The 17984-nt window shown below is 67.0% G+C and carries 19 protein-coding genes; 8 read left to right on the forward strand and 11 right to left on the reverse strand.

Features of this window, described 5'->3' with window-relative positions; all coding sequences use genetic code 11:
• Positions 1–46 precede the first annotated feature (46 nt).
• The 7 genes from BLV94_RS33255 to BLV94_RS33285 all read right to left on the reverse strand — a co-directional run bounded on the left by BLV94_RS33255 (position 47) and on the right by BLV94_RS33285 (position 6108).
• Complete coding sequence (locus tag BLV94_RS33255) at positions 47–472, reverse strand: DUF2834 domain-containing protein (RefSeq protein ID WP_244163727.1); 426 nt, start codon at positions 470–472, stop codon at positions 47–49.
• A gap of 4 nt (positions 473–476) precedes the next feature.
• Complete coding sequence (locus tag BLV94_RS33260; RefSeq protein ID WP_072937177.1) at positions 477–794, reverse strand: 2Fe-2S iron-sulfur cluster-binding protein; 318 nt, start codon at positions 792–794, stop codon at positions 477–479.
• 68 nt (positions 795–862) lie between these two features.
• On the reverse strand, positions 863–2185 hold the full coding sequence (locus BLV94_RS33265) for a cytochrome P450 (protein WP_072937178.1): 1323 nt from the start codon (positions 2183–2185) through the stop codon (positions 863–865).
• Positions 2186–2338: 153 nt separating this feature from the next.
• Positions 2339–3136: an SDR family NAD(P)-dependent oxidoreductase gene (locus BLV94_RS33270; protein WP_072937179.1), complete on the reverse strand. Its 798-nt coding sequence runs from the start codon at positions 3134–3136 to the stop codon at positions 2339–2341.
• Positions 3137–3162: 26 nt separating this feature from the next.
• Positions 3163–4317, reverse strand: coding sequence for an acyl-CoA dehydrogenase family protein (locus BLV94_RS33275; RefSeq protein WP_072937180.1), 1155 nt, complete (start codon positions 4315–4317; stop codon positions 3163–3165).
• A gap of 225 nt (positions 4318–4542) precedes the next feature.
• Complete coding sequence (locus BLV94_RS33280) at positions 4543–5073, reverse strand: MarR family winged helix-turn-helix transcriptional regulator (RefSeq protein WP_072937181.1); 531 nt, start codon at positions 5071–5073, stop codon at positions 4543–4545.
• 54 nt (positions 5074–5127) lie between these two features.
• Positions 5128–6108, reverse strand: a complete 981-nt coding sequence (locus BLV94_RS33285; protein WP_072937182.1) for a quinone oxidoreductase family protein — start codon at positions 6106–6108, stop codon at positions 5128–5130.
• A 163-nt stretch (positions 6109–6271) separates the two neighbouring features.
• Here BLV94_RS33285 and BLV94_RS51135 point away from each other — a divergent pair, with 163 nt between their 5' ends.
• On the forward strand, positions 6272–6529 hold the full coding sequence (locus BLV94_RS51135; RefSeq protein ID WP_072937183.1) for a lipase family protein: 258 nt from the start codon (positions 6272–6274) through the stop codon (positions 6527–6529).
• A gap of 12 nt (positions 6530–6541) precedes the next feature.
• Here BLV94_RS51135 and BLV94_RS33295 read toward each other — a convergent pair whose 3' ends face one another.
• Both BLV94_RS33295 and BLV94_RS33300 read right to left on the reverse strand, forming a co-directional pair.
• Positions 6542–7951, reverse strand: a complete 1410-nt coding sequence (locus tag BLV94_RS33295) for an FAD-binding oxidoreductase (protein WP_072937184.1) — start codon at positions 7949–7951, stop codon at positions 6542–6544.
• Positions 7952–7960: 9 nt separating this feature from the next.
• Complete coding sequence (locus BLV94_RS33300) at positions 7961–9157, reverse strand: L,D-transpeptidase (RefSeq protein WP_072937277.1); 1197 nt, start codon at positions 9155–9157, stop codon at positions 7961–7963.
• A 250-nt stretch (positions 9158–9407) separates the two neighbouring features.
• On the opposite strand from BLV94_RS33300, the gene BLV94_RS33305 reads away from it, so the two are divergent.
• Complete coding sequence (locus BLV94_RS33305) at positions 9408–9863, forward strand: MarR family winged helix-turn-helix transcriptional regulator (protein WP_072937185.1); 456 nt, start codon at positions 9408–9410, stop codon at positions 9861–9863.
• The gene (locus BLV94_RS33310) at positions 9860–11272 is read left to right on the forward strand and encodes an MFS transporter (RefSeq protein ID WP_072937186.1); all 1413 of its coding nucleotides are present in this window, start codon (positions 9860–9862) and stop codon (positions 11270–11272) included. Before BLV94_RS33305 ends, BLV94_RS33310 begins: the two co-directional genes overlap by 4 nt.
• An 8-nt stretch (positions 11273–11280) precedes the next feature.
• Here the strand turns inward: BLV94_RS33310 and BLV94_RS33315 are convergent, their stop codons facing one another.
• Positions 11281–11859: a TetR/AcrR family transcriptional regulator gene (locus BLV94_RS33315; RefSeq protein ID WP_072937187.1), complete on the reverse strand. Its 579-nt coding sequence runs from the start codon at positions 11857–11859 to the stop codon at positions 11281–11283.
• A gap of 70 nt (positions 11860–11929) precedes the next feature.
• Here BLV94_RS33315 and BLV94_RS33320 point away from each other — a divergent pair, with 70 nt between their 5' ends.
• On the forward strand, positions 11930–12400 hold the full coding sequence (locus tag BLV94_RS33320) for a group II truncated hemoglobin (protein WP_072937188.1): 471 nt from the start codon (positions 11930–11932) through the stop codon (positions 12398–12400).
• On the opposite strand, the gene BLV94_RS33325 is transcribed toward BLV94_RS33320, so the two are convergent.
• Entirely contained in the window at positions 12388–13515 is a 1128-nt protein-coding gene (locus BLV94_RS33325; protein WP_072937189.1) for a nitric oxide synthase oxygenase, read from the reverse strand. The two genes, BLV94_RS33320 and BLV94_RS33325, sit on opposite strands and share 13 nt — an antisense overlap.
• Positions 13516–13656: 141 nt before the next feature.
• Between BLV94_RS33325 and BLV94_RS33330 the strand changes: the two genes are divergently transcribed.
• The 4 genes from BLV94_RS33330 (at position 13657) to manD (ending at position 17979) form a co-directional block, all read left to right on the forward strand.
• A complete protein-coding gene (locus tag BLV94_RS33330; RefSeq protein ID WP_072937190.1) occupies positions 13657–14631 on the forward strand; it encodes an LLM class flavin-dependent oxidoreductase in 975 nt (324 codons plus the stop codon).
• A gap of 112 nt (positions 14632–14743) precedes the next feature.
• Positions 14744–15760, forward strand: a complete 1017-nt coding sequence (locus BLV94_RS33335) for a LacI family DNA-binding transcriptional regulator (RefSeq protein WP_072937191.1) — start codon at positions 14744–14746, stop codon at positions 15758–15760.
• Positions 15761–16765, forward strand: coding sequence for a 2-hydroxyacid dehydrogenase (locus BLV94_RS33340; RefSeq protein ID WP_072937192.1), 1005 nt, complete (start codon positions 15761–15763; stop codon positions 16763–16765).
• Positions 16762–17979 carry a D-mannonate dehydratase ManD gene (gene manD, locus BLV94_RS33345; protein WP_072937193.1) on the forward strand — a complete coding sequence of 406 codons (1218 nt, stop codon included), beginning with the start codon at positions 16762–16764 and terminating at the stop codon, positions 17977–17979. Before BLV94_RS33340 ends, manD begins: the two co-directional genes overlap by 4 nt.
• Positions 17980–17984 lie beyond the last annotated feature (5 nt).

Genomic DNA, 17984 nt, shown 5'->3' on the forward strand with positions numbered 1-17984 from the left:
GGCCCCCACGCCGAGCAGCGCTCGACGTAGGGGCCTCGGTCGGTTGCTAGCCGCGCCCGACACGGGACGCCGGGTTCTCCGGTGTCTTCGCGTCCGGTCGACCGCCGGCCTCGTGCGCCAGGAAGCGCTCTCGTGCAACGAGATAGAACGGGAATGCCATGGAGACGCCGATGTAGGACAAGAGCACGAAGACCACGCCCCACTTCCGGCGCATGCCGATCCGTGCGGTGTCCGTGAGCACCCAGACGATGAAGACCGTCCAGGCGATCAGCATGTCGATGCTCAGGAACGCGGCGGTGCCGCCCGGCTCGATACCGTCTCCGAAGAATTCGACCGGGTTGAAGATGTTTCCGCCGTCGCCGATCCAGTCGAACGCGAATGGCCAGGTCAGGAGTAGCGCAGCGATCCCGGCGACGACGTAGAAGGCGTGACGGGCATTCATTGCGGTATTTCCGCGCATCTGCGTGGTCACGACGTCACCTGCTGTCTGCGACGCGAACGTGGATCTCGGCCTCGCTGTCGGCGACGACGAGTTGGCAGGACAGACGAGAATCGTCGTCCGCGGCGTCCAGATAGGCGATCAGATCCGTCTCCTCGTCCGTCGGTTCGGCGAAGAAGCGGGTGTACTGCTTCGGGAGGTGGACGTGACACGTAGCGCAGGCGCAACTGCCGCCGCATTCGGCGACGATGCCGGGGAGGTTGTTGCGGAGCGCTGCGTTCATGAGCGTTTCACCGGGTTCGACATCGACGTGCTCCGTCGACCCGTCCGGCAGGTCATAGGTAACTTTCGTCATGCGCTGAGGGCACTTTCTCACTCGAAGGTGGTGCGCCGAATATCATCTTGTCTCGGCACACCACCTGGTCAGGCGAACGTCAGGTGGACGGGGAGGTGCCGCAATCCGCCGACGAAGTTGGTCTGGATCATCTTGGGTTCGCCGGTCACCTCGACGCGACGAAGCTTGGGCAGCAGTTCCTCGAGCATGACCTTCATTTCGAGCTTGGCGAGATGCTGGCCGATGCACATGTGCGGTCCGTAGCCGAACGCGATCTGCTTGTTCGGACGCCGGTCGATGTCGAAGGTGTCCGGGTTGTCGAACACGTCGGCGTCGCGGTTACCGGACTGGAACAGCAGCATCAGTCGGTCGCCGGCCTTGATCGAACTCCCACGGAGTTCGTAATCGGTGAGTGCGACTCGGGTGAACTGTTTCACCGGAGACACGATCCGCAACGCTTCGTTCACCAGGTGGGGAACCAGATCGAGGTCTCCCTGCACCTGCTCGAGGATGTCGGGACGTGCGGCCAACTGCTGCAGGCAACCCGCAAGGGTGCTCGCCGTGGTGTCGTGGCCGGCGGTGGCGATGGCGACGAACCACCCGTAGGCGAACGTCTTGGGGAAGTACTCGCCGTCGGCATCCTTCGCGACCGCGATGAGAGTCGCCAGATCGTCGCGTGGTTCTGCTCGCCTGCTTTCGACGAGAACATCGAAGTAGGCGTAGAAGTCGGAGATCGCCGCTGCCCACTGCTGGGCGGCGGCATCGGGAGACAGGCTCTCGATGTCCTCACGTGTCGCATCCGGGTCGGCGACCCCGAACAGGTCCTGTGTCAGTGCCATCATGCGCGGCTCGTCTTCGACCGGCGCACCGAACAGCGACATGATGACGTGCAGCGGGAAGAACACCGCGAATTCCTGTACGGCGTCGAGGTCCTGGCTCCCGGACACGAGCCGATCGACGGATTCCTTCGCCGTCTCGCGGATGCGGTCCTCCCATTTCTTGAGGTTGGCCGGCCGGAACCAGTCGAACGCAACATCCTTGACGGTGGAGTGCTCCGGGGGATCGAGGTAGGGCAACGCGTCCAGGATGCGAAGACTTCCGCCGGTGAGTTTCTTCGTGAACTCGTCTCCGGCCTGGTTGGCGAGAATGGGGTTGTGCGAGCCCTTGTCCTCGCCGCCGCCGGCGCTGAAGATCTGCGGCTGTCGCTCGATCTCCATCAGATCGGCGTGCTTACTGACCAGCCAGAGCGGGTCGTATCCCTCAACGCGTGCCTGCCCGAGCGGCCGGTTCTCGCGCAGCCACCGGTAGGCGTCGTACAGCTTCGCGTCGTCGGTGTGTCCCTCGGCGAGAACGATCTGCCGTGCTATCTCATCGGGAATTGTTGTGGTGTTGGCGGATTCGACCGTCGTCATGATCAACCTTCTCTCTGGTGTGGGCTGAACAGCGCCGGGACGTACCGGCGCTGTCGCGCGGTGTCCGTTCATGCTGTGACTCGAGTCTCATGCATGAACGGCACCCATGCGTCACCCAGACGAGGGGTTTCGCCCCCGATTCGGAGGCAGTTCTCAGGCCGCCGAGATTCCCCCGTTGACGCTGATCGCCTGTCCGGTCAGCCGGCGCGCGGCGGGGGAGGCGAGGAAGACGGCGAGCGCAGCGAGGTCCTCGGATTCGGGGACGCCGAGGTGGGCCTGCTGTGCTGCCTTGGCGAACAGTTTGGCACTGAACCCGTCGGAGGTGATGCGTTCGGTAGACCCGGTGCCGGCGACCAGCGACGGCGTCAGGACGTTCACGCGGATTCCGCTGCGTTTGGCTTCGATGGCCAGTGTGCGGGTGAACATGACGATCGCGGCCTTCGCCGCCCCGATCACGGACTCGCCGGGCGTCGCGGTCTTGGCTGCGTCCGATGCGACGTTGATGATGACGCCGCCCTTCCGTGCCGTCATGTGGGGAACGATTTCGCTCGCGAGATACATGCACGGGAGCGCGAGTTGGTTGAAGATGCGCGCGATGTCGTCGGTGGGAATGTTCGCGAAGAGTTCCGGCCGGACGTCGGCAGCTGTCGTGGATACCAGGACATCCACGCCGCCCAGAATCCGCTCGGCTTCGGACGCGATATGGGCGGCGCCGTCGACTGTGGTTGCGTCTTCCGGCAGGAAGGTCACCTCGCACGACGAGTTGGCGGACGAGATGCGATCGACGGCAGTGTGTCCGCGTTCCGTGCTGCGTCCGACGACCATGATGCGCGGTGCGCCGGCCTGAGCGAGGCCGACGGCGGTCGCGAGCCCGATCCCTGCCGTGCCACCGACGATCAGTCCGCTGCTGTCCTTCAGTTCTTTCGGCGGTGAGATTTCATGCGTTCCCATGGTGAGCTCCTTCAGGGTGATGGGGGTCAGAGAGATACTGTGCCGCGGGCGAAGATGTCCTTCGCGATGATGCGTTTCTGGATCTCGGCTGTGCCGTCCGCGACGAGGTACGCGGTGACGTCGCGGTAGCGTTGCTGCAGAGGCGATTCGGTCGAGTACCCGAGGTTTCCGTGTACGCGCATGGCGAACTCGATCGCGTTCTTGGCCACGACGGGAGGCCACCACTTGCTCATCGACGCCAGGGCGGTGTGCGGCTGGGCGGTTTCCCGGAGCCACAGCGCCCGGTAGCAGATCCAGCGAGCGCCTTCTAAATAGGTGGCGTGCTCGGCGAATTGGAACGCGAGTCCCTGGTGCTCGGAGAGCGGCTGCCCGAACGTCTCCCGTTGCTGCGCGTACGCGGCGGCTTCCTCCAGACTCTGTTTCGCGGCGCCGAGGCACATCAGTCCGAGAGCCGCACGACTGTAGTCGAAGTGGTCCATGACCGAGTGAAAGCCCTTGCCGAGTTCGCCGACGAGATGCGACTCGGGAACGAAGACGTCGGACAGATGAATGCTTCCCCACCCCAAGGGCAGGCAGCCCATGCCGGGCATGTGGCTGACGCTGACCCCGTCCGCGTCGAGCGGCACGACGAAGCAACTGACACCCCGGGCACGGCTGGATCCGGGCTCTCGCGCGTAGACAAGTGCCGCAGTGGCATTCATCGCCCAGGAGATGGCCGTCTTCTCGCCGTTGAGGCGCCATCCGCCCTCTACCGCCGTTGCGGTGGTGGTCAGTGTACTCGCATCGGAGCCCGAGCCCGGTTCGGTCAACGCGATGGCGATGGTCTGCTCCCCGTTGATGAGGGGAGGGAGGTAGCGCTCCTGGATCTCGTCCCGGCACAGCGCCAGTTGAGAGGCGACCAACCCGATCTGGACGGGTGCCGACGCCATGTTCACGTCGCCGTAGGCCAGGGTCTCGGTGGCGATCCCGAGGAGGACGGGGTCTTCGGTGCCCGTGCCGCCGTACTGTTCGGGCAGGCCGATGCCCAGCAATCCGAGGTCGCCGATCCTCTTCAGAATGTCGAAAGGGAAGTCCGTTGACGCGGCTCGATCGCGGTAGCCGGGAAGTAGAACTCGGTCGCTGAACGTGGCCAGCGTCTTTCGGAACTCTTCGTGTTCGTCGGTGAATGCGAATGAAACCATCGGAGTGTGCTCCTGTGCGTGACTCGGCTGGGGGATCACGGCGAGGGGGCGTTGTCGTGCACTGAGAAGCCGGACGGCCCGTTCCTCGTCCCGTGAGAACTATTCTAGGTTTGAATAGTAGGGCGTCAAAGCTAATGAGGCAAGGGATGTGCCGGGTAGATGTCTACGTGGGAGATGCGGCGCCCGGGTCCGGCACCTCAACCGCGAGAGGGTCTCCGGCGGTTCTCAGTCCCCGGTTTCGACGTCACCGACGGCGCGACGTACCTGTTGCAGTTGTTCGATCAACGCTTCCAGGGTGTCGGTGTCGACGGGCGCAAGGCCGAAGCGCACTGCGGCGAGGCGATCGTTCGCATCCTCGACCACCTCCAGGCCGGCCGGAGTGAGGGTTGCGAGAACGGTGCGGCGATCCGTCGCGTGGGCTTTGCGTTCGACGAGGCCCGCCTTGACGAGTTGGTCGACCGCCATCGACACGGTGGTGGGGTGGACCATGAGGTACTTGCTCAACTTGCCGAGCGTGCGAGTGCGCTGCTCCGACAGTTGCAGCGACGTGAGAATGAGATAGGCGTTGCGCGACAGTCGAAGTGAACGCAGTTCCTGGTCCATGGCGCGCACGATCCACTGGTGCGTGCGGAGCAACGCCATCGTGGTTCCGAACTCCAGATCGGCCGAATCACGCCGCTGGGACCATTCGGCTCGCATCCAGTCGACCACGTCGTGGCGCTCGTCGTCAGCCGGCGTCGGGAGTTCACTCGCCACTGGGCGTCCTCTCGTCGTCACCGAACCGCGTCGAGGTAGATCATAGAACCGCGGTCACCCGTGCGAGAGAACGACCTTCCCGAACCCGCTTCCCTGTTCGAGATGCTTGTGTGCGGCGGCCGCTTCGGCGAGGGGGAATGCTGCGCTGATGGGTACGGGCGGGACGGATTCGGTGTCCAGCAGTGTCAGTAGCCCCGCGAAGTCCCCGGGACTGCCCATCGTGGTCCCGATCAGTTCGTACTGACCGAAGTAGAAAGGCCGGACGTCCAGGGTGGCGAGCTCGCTGCGCGACGCGCCCAGCACGACCAGGCGGCCACCCGGCCGCAGTGCGGCGATGGCCTGCTCCCAGGTCCCCACCGAATCCAGGACGAGGTCGAATCCCTGACCGTCCGGGGTGAGTCGGCGAGCCTCGTCCGGCCATTCGGGGTCGGTGTAGAGCACACCGTTCGCGGCGCCGAGTTCCTGTGCCTGCGCGATCTTGGCCGCCGTGGAGGACGTGACGGTGACGTTCGCTCCTACTGCGGAAGCCAGCATGACGGCCATGGTCGCGACGCCGCCGCCAGCACCCAGGACGAGCACGTTCTCGCCGGCGCGGAGGCGGCCACGCGTGAACAGGGCGCGGTAGGTGGTGAGTCCGACGAGGGGCAGTGCGGCGGCCTGCTCCCAGCTGAGCCCGCGTGGTTTGGGGGCGACGCAGTCTGCGGGAACGCGCACCAACTCGGCATAGGTGCCTCGCTGGTGATCGCCGAGGATCTCCCACTGTGCGCTCGGCGCGGCGTCGCGATCTCCCCACCACAGCGACGGGAGGACGAGAACCTCCTCGCCCGTGTCGCTGCGAATGCCTGCGCCGTCGGCGCCGAGTACGTGCGGCAGCGGTGACGAATACCTGCCCTGGCGGACGAGGACGTCGTGCCAGTTGAGCGCGGCCGCCTTCAGGCGGACGGTGACCCAACCCGAGCTCGCCACGGGGTCGGAAATCGACTCCACCTTCAAGACATCCGGCTCCCCGAATTCTCGCAACACGACGGCGTCCACAAAAAGTCCTTTCGGTCGTACCATTCGCACGGTAGCATGTTTTTCGTGCGCATTCGGCGGTGGTTGCGCCTTCTGGTCGCGGCGGTGACGGGACGGAGTGTGCCGATCCCGGTCGATTCCTGGCAGCTGCTGTACAAGTCGCTCGACCGCATCAGAGTCGTTGATGATCGCGTATCTGCTATCCCGTGGTTGGGCGGTCGTCACCGCCGACTACGAAGGACCGGAATCCGAATTCCTCGCCGGACCACAGGCCGGCTACGCGGTTCTCGACGGCATCCGCGCTGCCCTCCAGTTCGGGCCGAGTGGACCGAGCCCGCATGTGCCGAGTCACAACACCACCTTGGTCTCCGGCGCGCCGGGTGCGATCGACTTCCTTGCAGCACGTTTCGCCGGCCGGGCTGCCGTCGACGATTGCGTGTGACATCTGCGAATCTCAGAGCGGGTAGTGCGTCAGCACCCCCATCGGATCGTGCCTTTGCCGCAGTTCGCGCAGTCGCCGCAGGTTTCCGCCGTAGGCAGCGTCGATCTCGGCGCCCGTCTCGGGGAATCCGGGCCGGACTTCGACGCTGTAGACGCCGGTGGTGTGGGGTGCGAGCGCGTCGAGGGTGCCGCCCGCCCAGGACAGGCAGGCGGCGCCGTCGTAGGGGTCGGACCAGATGGCGTTGAGCGGGATGTTCCATTCGCCGCCGCGACCCCAGAAGGCGGTGTCGCCGTTACTCACATCGGCGAGTGCACCGCCGGTGTGCTGGAAGTCGATACGACATTCCCGCGTCGGCGCCCCGCGGATCTGGGTGGCCAGGGCTTCTGCGAGGTGGGAGTCGAGGGTCGGTCCGGTGAAGACGGCCTTCCCGAAGAACGACCCCCTGTGGTCACCCGGTTGGGGCAGCCGGATCGGTTCCGGTTCTTCGCCGTCGGCTCCGGGTGGCGCGAATTCGGGTAGCCCGTCGAGGTAGTTGCCCGAGGTCTCGGACCGGTACAGCACGCTGCCCGACACGGCGGCGACCGAGGTGGCGGCGGCCCGGGCGCGGTCGATGTCGGATGCATCGTCGCTCGCGCACGCGGTGTACACGAACAGGACGGGTTCGTCGGCGGACAGCGCGCTGTAACCGAGCACCGCGCCCATCGTCGTGTCACGCGGAAGCGTCGGGGCGACACGGAAATAGGTGGCGAGCGCTTCGAGTCCGAGCACCATTCGATCGACCCACACCGGGCCCTGCGGATGGGTGCGCAGCACCGCCGACGTGACGACCCCGAAGCACGGTGCGCAACCCCGGACCGCCCACCACAGATCGGCCTCGTCGCCGGTGCTGGCATCGGACAGGTGGACGACTTCGCCGGAGGGCAGCACGAGTTCGACCTCGAGCAGTTGATCGACGGTCAGCCCGAGACTGCGGGTGAGGTAGCCGACGCCGCCGCGGGTGACGAGTCCGAAGCCGGCATGCCCCACGATCCCGACCGGCACCACCCGGCCGGTGGGGGCGAGTGCGTCCAGCATGGTTCCCACGGTGGCGCCGCCGGCGACGACCACTCGGTCGTCCTCGGGCCGCGCCGTGTTCATCTGGGCAGACAAGTCGAGCATGACGGCGTCGTCGGCGACACAGTTCGAACTCAGCCCGCCGCCGCGGACGGTGACGGTGCCGCCCGTCCGATGCGCAACCCGCATGACAGTGGAGACGTCCTCCACGGACTCCGGTTCGACGATGCAGGACGGTCGGCGTCTCGCGGCGTCGGGAAAGAACACTCTGCCCAGTGCCGCGCGGTAGTCGTCGGTGTCCGGGAGATGAACCCGGTGCGGGAGCACCGCCTTCAGCTGCGCGACACATTCCGCGGATGGTGAACTCACGAGCGCCTCCTATCCGGTTGCGTTACCTGCCTGCCACTCGGCCCACGGAACTTCCCAATCCCCGTACGTGTCCCACACGGGCAGGATCGGTCCGCCCGAGTTGGTGATCTCGACGACGTCGCCGATACCGAAGTGGTCGAACATCCACTGGGCGTTGGCGGGAGCCAGGTTCACGCAGCCGTGGGAGACGTTGCTGTTGCCCTGATCGCCCACCGACCACGGCGCCGAGTGGACGAACTCGCCGTCGTTCGAGATGCGGAGGTTCAGGTCGACCTTCTCGCGGTAGTAGTCGGGGTCGCCGGCACAGACGCCGTACGTGCAGGAGTCCATGATGATGCTCTGCTGCCTGTCGGAGACCACGTGCGGGCCCTCGTGCGAGGGGTGGTCGGGGGAGCCGAGGCTCATCGGCATCGATGTTTCCTGAACACCGTTGTGGAACACGGTGAGCACCTCGCTGGCACCGTCCGCCTTGGCGACCCACGAGTCGTGCACGGTGTAGTCGGCGGCATTGTTCTCGGCACCGAAGACGCCGTCGCCCAGGTCGACGCCGAACACGTCCGCCTCGATGTGGATCTTGGTTCCCGGCGCCCAATAGTTCGCGGCGCGATAGTGCGCGTTCTGGTCGTCGGTCCAGTACCAGGCCCCGGGCTGCGGCGGTGTTGTCGTCACGTGCAGTCGCTCCTGCACCGCGGCCTTGTTGGCGACCGGAGCGGTGAACTGGAACACCATGGGCTGGCCGACTCCGATGCCCGTGTCCGCGACGACCTCGGGTGCCGGGACGACGTTCGCGTACGCGGTGGAATCGGGGGTCATCGTCGTCACCGTGAACGTCTGCTCGACGGGGGCGCCGTCGGGGTTCGCCGCGTCGGCGACGACCGTGTACGTGGACCCGTATCCGAGGGGCGCGGTGCTCGTCCAACTCGTGCCGTCGGGGGCGAGGGCGCCGGAGACCGGTGCGCCGGCGTCGGCGGGATTCGTGACCGTCACGGTGGTCAGCCGGCCGCCCGTGGCGGTGACCACGATCGGGGTGGTCGGGTTGATCGGCGCGCCGGCGGCCGCGGGAACGGCAATCGAGGCGGGCGCGGCCTGGGTGGTGGTCGGGGGTTCCGAGGTGCCGGTGTCTCCGATGGTGCATGCCGTGGCCAGGAACGTCAGGGCCACCACTGCAACGATGCCGGCTGTCCGTGTGCGGAGAGTCACGACCACCTTCTTTCGGATCTCGATCAGCGTTTCGCCGTCCTCATACTGCCAGCGATCGCCTCGGAGTTTCCTGTCAGACACCCGCCGACCCTGCCCGACCTGGGTGAATCCGTCCACTCACGACGATTTAGACAGCTGTGCTGGCAATATTTCTGACTGTATGCGCACGTAGCTGGCGCAACATGACGATTGACCTTGAGAAATAAAACAGCTAGACTGGCTAATGAAATTGCTCCGGCGAACGAGAGGCGAATACATGGACGAGAAGGCTGATCGACTCCGTGAGGATGTCGTCATGTTCACCCGGCGCATCCGGACCCAGCGGTCCGGGCACCTGCTCACGCCCTCGCAGCTGCAGGCCCTCGCGCATCTCGACCGGGAAGGTCCGATGAGCGCCCGTGCCCTCGCCGATCTCGAGCAGGTGGCGCCGCAGTCCATCGCGCGGACCGTCTCGATCCTCGAGGACTCCGGCATGGTATCCCGCACGGTGGACCCCCAGGACGCGCGGGCGAGCATCGTCGCGATCACCGCGCTGGGATTGCAGACCCTCACCGCCGACCGGTCGCGGCGGAGCGAATGGCTCTCGGCCGCGCTCGCCACCGAATGCACCGAGGCTGAACGCGACCTCCTCTACATCGCCGGACGGCTACTCCGCCGACTCGCAGCAACCCCCGAGTCGGCGCCGCAGCGGGAGTCACTGATGAACTCGTGAGCGCGACCGTCGCCGACACCGCTGTCGCGCAGAAGTCGCCGTCCGTACCGTTCCGGGTCAGCGGATCCGTCGCCACCGGGAGCATTCTCCAACCCCTGAACTCGTCGATGATCGCGGTGGCGATCGTCGGCATCGCCGCCCAGTTCGGCTCCTCGTCCGGCATCACCTGGGTGATCTCCGCGCTCTACATCGCCACCGCCGTCACCGCGCCGATGGCGGGGAAGCTCGGCGCCCTCCTCGGCGCCCGGAAGGTGTACCTCGGGGGCCTCGCACTGGTGGCGCTGGGCTCCGTGGCCGGTCTGCTCGCACCCACGGTCGGCTGGCTGATCTTCTCCCGCATCCTCGTCGGAATCGGAACCGCCACCCAGTATCCCAACGCGATGACGATGATTCGCGGGTACGCGGAACGGCACGGTGCGCAACCGCGCACCGCGATCACGACCCTCGCGATCTGCAGCCAGGGCGTCGTGGCACTCGGCCCGACGCTCGGCGGACTGCTGGTGGGTGCGTTCGGCTGGCAGTCGATCATGTGGATCAACCTCCCGATCGTCGCGTTCAGCGCGATCGCGGTCACGAAGTTCGCGAACGTCGGCTTCGTCGGCGGCATGTCGGTCAGTCGACGCCAGCTGTTGCACGCACTCGACGTCGTGGGAGTCCTGCTGTTCCTCGCGCTCGTCTCGTCCACGATGCTGTTCCTGTTGTCGGTCACCACCGACCCGGTGTGGTGGCTGATCCCCGTGTGGGCGCTGGTGCTGGCGCTGTTCGTCCAGTGGGAACGTCGGGCGGACGAACCGTTCATCGACGTTCGGGCACTGGCCCGGAACCGGGCGCTCAGCGCAACACTCGCGCGGACCCTCCTCACCTACACCGCCTTCTACTGCGTCTTCTTCGGAATCCCGCAGTGGTTGCAGTACTCCCGGGGAATGGGCGCCACCGAGGCGGGGCTGACGATGCTTCCCGTCGCCGTCGTCGGTATCGGCTCCACGCTGCTCGCGTCCCGGACGTACCGGCGGCACGGGGTGCGCCGAACGCTCACCGTCGGGACGTGCGCGCTGCTGGTGGGCGGGGTGCTCCTGGCCTCGGTGGAGAGCAGCACCGCCCCGATCGTCGTGCTGCTCATGGTGGCGGCGGTGCTGGGAATCCCCAACGGATTCAACAACATCGGCAACCAGAATCTGATCAGCTCGGTCACGTCCGTCGAGGAAGTGGGCACGGCCATCGGGATGTACCGCACCGTGCAGTACATCGGGGCGAACCTGTCGGCCGTCGTGCTGCAGACCACCGCCGGTCACGTCATCGGCGACGACGGACTGCACCGCACGGGATGGTTCATCGCGATCGCGGGTGTTCTCCTCCTCGCCGGGGTCCTGATGTCGCGGAACATGGGCGACCGCCGGTCCGCTGCGTAGGGGGCACGTCAGGAGGGAGCCGTTCCTCCGACCGCCCGCCAGACCAGCGCCGCGGTCCGGGCCGCCCAGTCCGCGGGGGGCGGATCGCCGGCCAGGGCGCGGCCGTACCAACTGCCCGTGGTCATCGTGACGGCGACCTCGAGATCGGCGTCGGCGTCGATCATCTTCAGCTCCGCGGCACGATCCAGGATGGCGCGGACACGGCGCCGGCGCGGTGCCACCACCCGGGCACGGTACTGCGCGCGGACGTCGCCGTCCGTCGTGTCCTGCAGCATCGTCCCGACCAGCGACAGCCGGCCGGTGCACGACACCCCGCGCTGGAAGTCGGCCAGTTCGCGAACCAGATCACCGAACGGGTCCGCCGACGACCGGCCGGTCTCCTCGTCGGCCAACTGCGCCACGACGGCCGCGGCCAACTCCGCCTTCGTCGCCCACCGGCGGTACAGCGCCTGGCGGGTGGTGCCCGCCTCCGCCGCGATCGCGGCGAGCGACATCGCGTCGTATCCGGCCCGGGACAGTTGCCGGCCCGCAACTCTCAGGACCCGGGTGTCGATGTCGGTGTCGCGACTGCGCCCGGCCACACTCATGCTCGAACCTCTTTTCAATCCAATGCTGATGTGTATTGTAATGGAGAGACGACGGAAATCGGGAGCTCGCATGAGTGATCAGGACACCCCGTCCCTGTACGAATGGGCGGGCGGTGAGCAGTCGTTCCGGCGGCTGATCGACGCCTTCTACGACCGGGTGGAGCGCGACGAACTGCTGTCGCCGATGTTCCCCGGCGGCGTGCACGAGGAGCATCGCCGCAACGTCACTCTGTGGTGGTGCGAGGTGTTCGGCGGCCCGCCGGGATACACCGAACACCTCGGCGGCTACGAACGCATGCTGCGGCACCACATCGGTCTCGCCATCAGCCCGCAACAGCGGCACCGCTTCGCCGCGACCATGAGTCTCGCCGCCGACGACGCGGCCCTGCCGTCCGACCCCGAATTCCGCTCCGCCTTCATGGCATACGTCGAGTGGGGGACCCGGCTCGCCCTGCAGAATTCGAGTCCGGGAGCCGAGGTGGTCGAGCACGCACCCGTCCCGCACTGGGGTTGGGGCGTCGCCCCGCCCTACCGCGGCTGACCGGAGATCGGGCAACCCGAGCTGGCGGCCGGGAGAAAGTTGGGGCGGAGGTCCATGTCGGGTGCGTCGTAGAGCCGGTGGAACGTCGGGGTCAGCGCCGCCGACATCGGTGGGTTGATCCACGACCAGTCGGTGGGGCACTTCCGGCCCAGCGATTCCTCGCGTTCGACATGGCTGATGAACTGCTTGGCGACGGTGTGATGATCGACCATGTGCACCCCGGACTGCCGGTAACTGTGGATCACGGCGCGGTTCAGTTCGACCAGTGCCCGGTCGCGCCAGAGCGTCCGCTCCGAGGACGTGTCCAGGCACAGCTTTTCGGCGATGGCGGGCAGCATGTCGTACCGGTCCCGGTCGCTGAAGTTGCGGGCCCCGACCTCCGTGCTCACGTACCACCCACTGAACGGCGCCAGCGGATACGTCAGCCCGCCGACGGAGAAGCTCATGTTCGACACGGCGGGCACGGCATGCCATTTGAGACCGAAATCGGCGAACCAGGCGTAGTCGGGGTGCTCGATCTCGACCTCGAGCACCAGCTCGGATGGAATCTCGTACCAGCGCAGCGTCTCGTCGGGGGTGCTCACCAGCAGCGGCAGCACGTCGAACGGCGTGCCTGCGCCCCGCCACCCCATCTTCGTCACCGCCTCGGTGATTCCGACCTGGGCGGGGTCCCCGGTCACCGTCCCGTCCGCGTGGCGGTAGCCGGCGTACCGGATCAGTTGCGGGCTGACGATCTTGTACTCGCGTCCGTCCGCCAGCGGTAGGGGACCGACCGTGATGACCGAGCGCAGCGCGCCGCCGTTCGTCGCGACCCGCAGGTGCTCCCAGCACGCCTCCGCAATCTCGTCCGCGGTGGTGGCGTGGCGGGCATCGATCAGCTTCAGCGTGCGCCAGTGCTTGCGACCGACGCAGCGGGCGTGATTGCGCCACGCCAGCTGCGAGCCGACTTCCAGTTCCTCCACGGTGTGCTCGTAGCGGCCCGCCTCGGCCAGCGACTCCAGTGCGTCCGCGAGGCGGGCGGTGGGCAGGTGGGCCAGCTCGGGCTCGCTGAAGAACTCTGCGCACTCCCGCATCTGCGCTGCGGACCGCGACGTGACATCCAGCGAGTACGACATAGTCCCTGTGCTGCTCACCATTGACCTCCCGGCGATCGTGGATCCTGCGGCGGTCAGTATGTCAGCGAAGCGGGCACACTCGTCCACCGAGTGCGGACGGGGTGAGGAAATACCGCCGGCAGGACGGCGGTTCCCCCGGAGGTGAAGCTCTCGATTCTGGACCGGTCCCGCACGCGCCGCGGTGCGCCCGACTCTGCCGCGCTGACCGGGACGATCGAGCGGGCGGTGCACGCCGAACACCTCGGATTCGAGCGGTTCTGGGTGGCCGAGCACCACGCCGTGCCGGGCATCGCGAGCGGGTCGCCGCCCGTGCTGCTCGCGGCCCTCGGCGCCCGCACCAGCCGGATCCGGTTGGGCTCGGGTGGTGTGATGTTGCCGAACCACCAGCCGCTGGTGGTGGCCGAACAATTCCTGATGCTCGAGGCCGTGTACCCGGGCCGCATCGACCTGGGGGTCGGGCGGTCCCTGGGATTCACCAAGCCGGTGCGGGAGGCGCTGCGACGCGACCGCAACGCCCCCGACACGTTCGCGGACGACCTCGACGAGGTGCGGAACTACCTCGAGGGCAAGGGCACCGTGACGGCCCGGCCCCAGGTGGCGAGCCCCCCGTCGATGTTCGTTCTCGCGACTCGCCGCGGACTCGACTTCGCCGCGAAGGCGGGTCTGCCGGTGGTGGTCGGCGGGCCGATCCTTCAAGGGTCGGGCGCGCGCGTCCCGGAACTCGACCGGTACCGCGACAGCTTCGTCCCATCCGCCGTTCACCGGGCCCCGTACGTGATGATCTCGCTCGAGGTCATGATCGCCGAGAACGACGACCGGGCCCGTGAACTGCTGCTCCCGGAGGCGTGGGCGCTGGCGCAATCGAGCCGGACCGGCGAATTTCCGCCGCTTGAATCGGTCGCGGACATACGCACTCAGCCCTGGACCCCGCGGCTGCGCGAACAGGTCGACGCCACGATCGCGTCGTCGATCCACGGCGACGCCGAGCAGGTGAAGGTCGCGCTCGACGCGCTGAGGGCGCGCACCGGCGCTGACGAACTCCTGGCCTCGACGTCCACGTTCGACCGGGACGCGCTGTTCGAATCCGATCGGCTGTTGTCACTCCTGGACGTGTGACCCGCACGGCACACAACAGTTGCCGCAAGCCTTGCGCAAGTCTTGACAATCTTGCGCAAGCGGGTGAATAGTGTGTGTCGGCAGTCACAACGAACAGCGAGGCGGTAGCACAGTGGCACCCACCTTGACCGAGGTCGCTCAACGCGCAGGGGTATCCCTGTCCACCGCATCGCGGGCGTTCAGTGCCCCGGACCGGATCGGACCGGACACTCTCGCGCGGATCATCGCGGTCGCCGACGAGATCGGCTACCGGGCGGCGTCGCCGACACGCAATGACGCCGTGAGGCCGACGGCGACCACCGTCGCTGTCGTGGTGCCCGACATTGCGCACACGGTGTTCGCGAGTTTCGTGAAGGCGGCGCAGGCTCAGGGGTGGCACCGGCGGCAGACCGTGCTCCTCACCGACACGGACGGCAGCGCGGATCGTGAGCGCGAGGTCCTCGGCGAATTGCAGGGTCGTGTCGACGCACTCGTCGTCTGCGCGCCGCGACTGCCCGCGTCCGACATCGTGCAGCTTGCCGGCGACACCCCACTGGTGCTCGTCAACCGGTCTTCGCCCGAATGCGATTGCATCGTGGCGGATTCCGAGGACGGTCTTCGTCAGACCATCGACTACCTCGTTGCCCTCGGGCACGAACACCTCGCCTACGTTCAGGGCTCGCCGCAGTCCTGGTCGAATCAGCGCCGCGTCGCCGCGGTCGAGGAATTCTGCAAGTCCCGCGATGTGCAGCTGAGCCTGCTCGGATGGCAGCAGGAGACCCTCGCGGGTGGTCATGCCGCGGCCGCGAGCGTGATCGCGACCGGTGCGAGTGCCGTGATCACACACAACGATCCGATGGCGATCGGTGTGATGAACGGCGTCCGCGCAATGGGCTTTTCGGTTCCGGACGACCTGAGCGTCGTCGGCATCGACGACTCACCGCTGGCCGAGCTCGCCAACCCCGCGCTCACGAGTGTCAACGTGCCCATGGCGAGAGCCGGCGTGCTGAGTCTCGACCTGGTGTACCAGCGCGCCGGCGAACCGGATTCCGACGTCCGCGAAGTTCACCTCCCCACACAACTTGTCGTCCGTGCGTCGGCCGGACCGGCGCACGATCGGGTGTTTCGCCCCGGAAAAGAGAGCCGCTAGATGAAAATCGTTGTTGCCGACAGTAATCTGATCCCACACCGGGCGCGGTTCGATGCCGCGGTTCCCACAGGATCGCAACTGTCCTGGCACGGCAGCTTCGACGAGGCTGCCCTGATCGAAGATCTGCGTGACGCCGACGTGTATGTCGGGGGAAAGTTCACGCCGTCGATGGCGTCGTCCGCGACCACGCTGCGGCTCGTGCACGTCGCCGGCGCCGGGACAGACAATATCTCGTTCGGCGCCCTGGCCCCCGACGTGCTGGTGGCGAACACCTTCCACCACGAGAAGTCGATCGCGGAATACGTCGTGGCGGCCGCAGTGATGCTTCGGCGCGGCTTCGTCGCCCAGGACGCGGCCCTGCGGCGCGGGGTGTGGGCGACGTCGGTCTACGACGACCGCCTCACACAGTCGAATTCACTGCAGGGTGCGCGGGTGGGTTTCGTGGGTTTCGGCCACATCGGCAACGCCGCGTGGAATCTGTTCCGGGCATTCGGCGCGACAGGAGCGGCCGTGACCGGCCGCGGCAACGTCGATGCGACGGGTGAGGGGTTGGACTGGGCGGCCGACGTGTCCCAGCTCGGGCGTCTCCTCGCCGAATCCGATGTCGTCGTGGTGTCCGCACCGCTCGACGACCGGACGCGGGGCATGATCGGCGCCGACGAATTGCGTGCGCTGGGCAGCGACGGTGTGCTGGTCAACGTGGGCCGCGGGCCTCTCGTCCAGGAGCAGGCACTGTTCGACGCGCTGTCCTCGTCGACCATCGCGGCTGCGGCCATCGACGTCTGGTACGACTATCCCGGAGCCGACGGTCGAGGTGCGCCCAGTGCCCTCCCGTTCTCCGAACTCCCCAACATCATGATGACGCCGCATTCTTCCGGGGTGTCGCGGCAGACGTTTCTCGGCCGCGTCGACGACATCACCGACAACATCACCCGACTCGCACGCGGGGAGCAGTTGCGCAACGTCGTTGCTCCCGCGGTCGGAGCGAAAGGATCACGGGCATGACCGACAAGATCATCTCCGCGGACGTGCTGGTCTGCAGCCCCACCCGCAACTTCGTCACCCTGAAGATCACCACCGCCGACGGCGTCGTCGGTTACGGTGACGCGACACTGAACGGCCGCGAACTGTCCGTCGCGTCGTATCTGCGAGACCACGTCGCGCCCTTGCTGATCGGACGGGACGCGACGCGGATCGAGGACACCTGGCAGTACCTCTACCGTGGGGTGTACTGGCGCCGCGGGCCGGTCACGATGGCCGCGATCGGCGCGGTCGACGTGGCGCTCTGGGACATCAAGGGCAAGACGCTCGGCCAGCCCGTCTACCAGTTGCTCGGCGGTGCCGTGCGTGACCGCGTCCTGTCGTACACCCACGCCACCGGGTGGGACGTGCCCGCGCTGCTCGACTCCGTCGACGCCAAGCGGGAGAAGGGCTTTCAGGCGATTCGTGTGCAGTCCGGGGTGCCCGGACTCGATTCGGTCTACGGTGTGCACAAGGGGGCTGCGGGATACGAGCCCGCGAGCCGCGGCGCACTCCCGGTCGAAGAGGTATGGGACACGGACGCCTACCTCAATCATGTGCCCGGGGTCCTCGCGGCGGTCCGGGACCATGTCGGCCCCGACCTCAAGTTGCTGCACGACGCCCACCATCGACTCACCCCGCAGCAGGCCGCGCGGCTCGGCAAATCGCTCGAGCCGGTGAATCTGTTCTGGCTCGAGGACGTCACGCCGGCAGAGAACCAGGACGCGTTGCGTCTGGTGCGCAACCACACCACGACGCCGCTGGCGATCGGCGAGGTCTTCAACACGATCTGGGATTGCCAGCACCTGATCACCGAACAACTGATCGACTTCATTCGCGTGGCGATCGTCCACGCCGGCGGAATCAGCCACGTCCGCAAAATATTTGCGCTCGCCGAGGTGTATCAGGTGCGAGGCGGACCGCACGGGCCGTCGGACGTCTCGCCGATCTCCCTGGGCGCGAGCCTGCATCTCGGACTGGCGACGCCGAACTTCGGAATTCAGGAATACATGGGCTACGACCCGCTCGTCAGTGAGGTCTTCCCGCACGCGTGGTCGTTCGCGGACGGCCATCTCACCCCGGGTGACGCACCGGGTGTCGGAGTGACGATGAACGAGGAACTCGCGGCGAAGTATCCCTACGAGCAGGCCTACCTCCCGGTCGCCCGGCGCCGCGACGGCTCCATGACGGATTGGTGACGCGC

It is taken from the genome of Rhodococcus koreensis (assembly GCF_900105905.1).
Classification (GTDB): domain Bacteria; phylum Actinomycetota; class Actinomycetes; order Mycobacteriales; family Mycobacteriaceae; genus Rhodococcus_F; species Rhodococcus_F koreensis.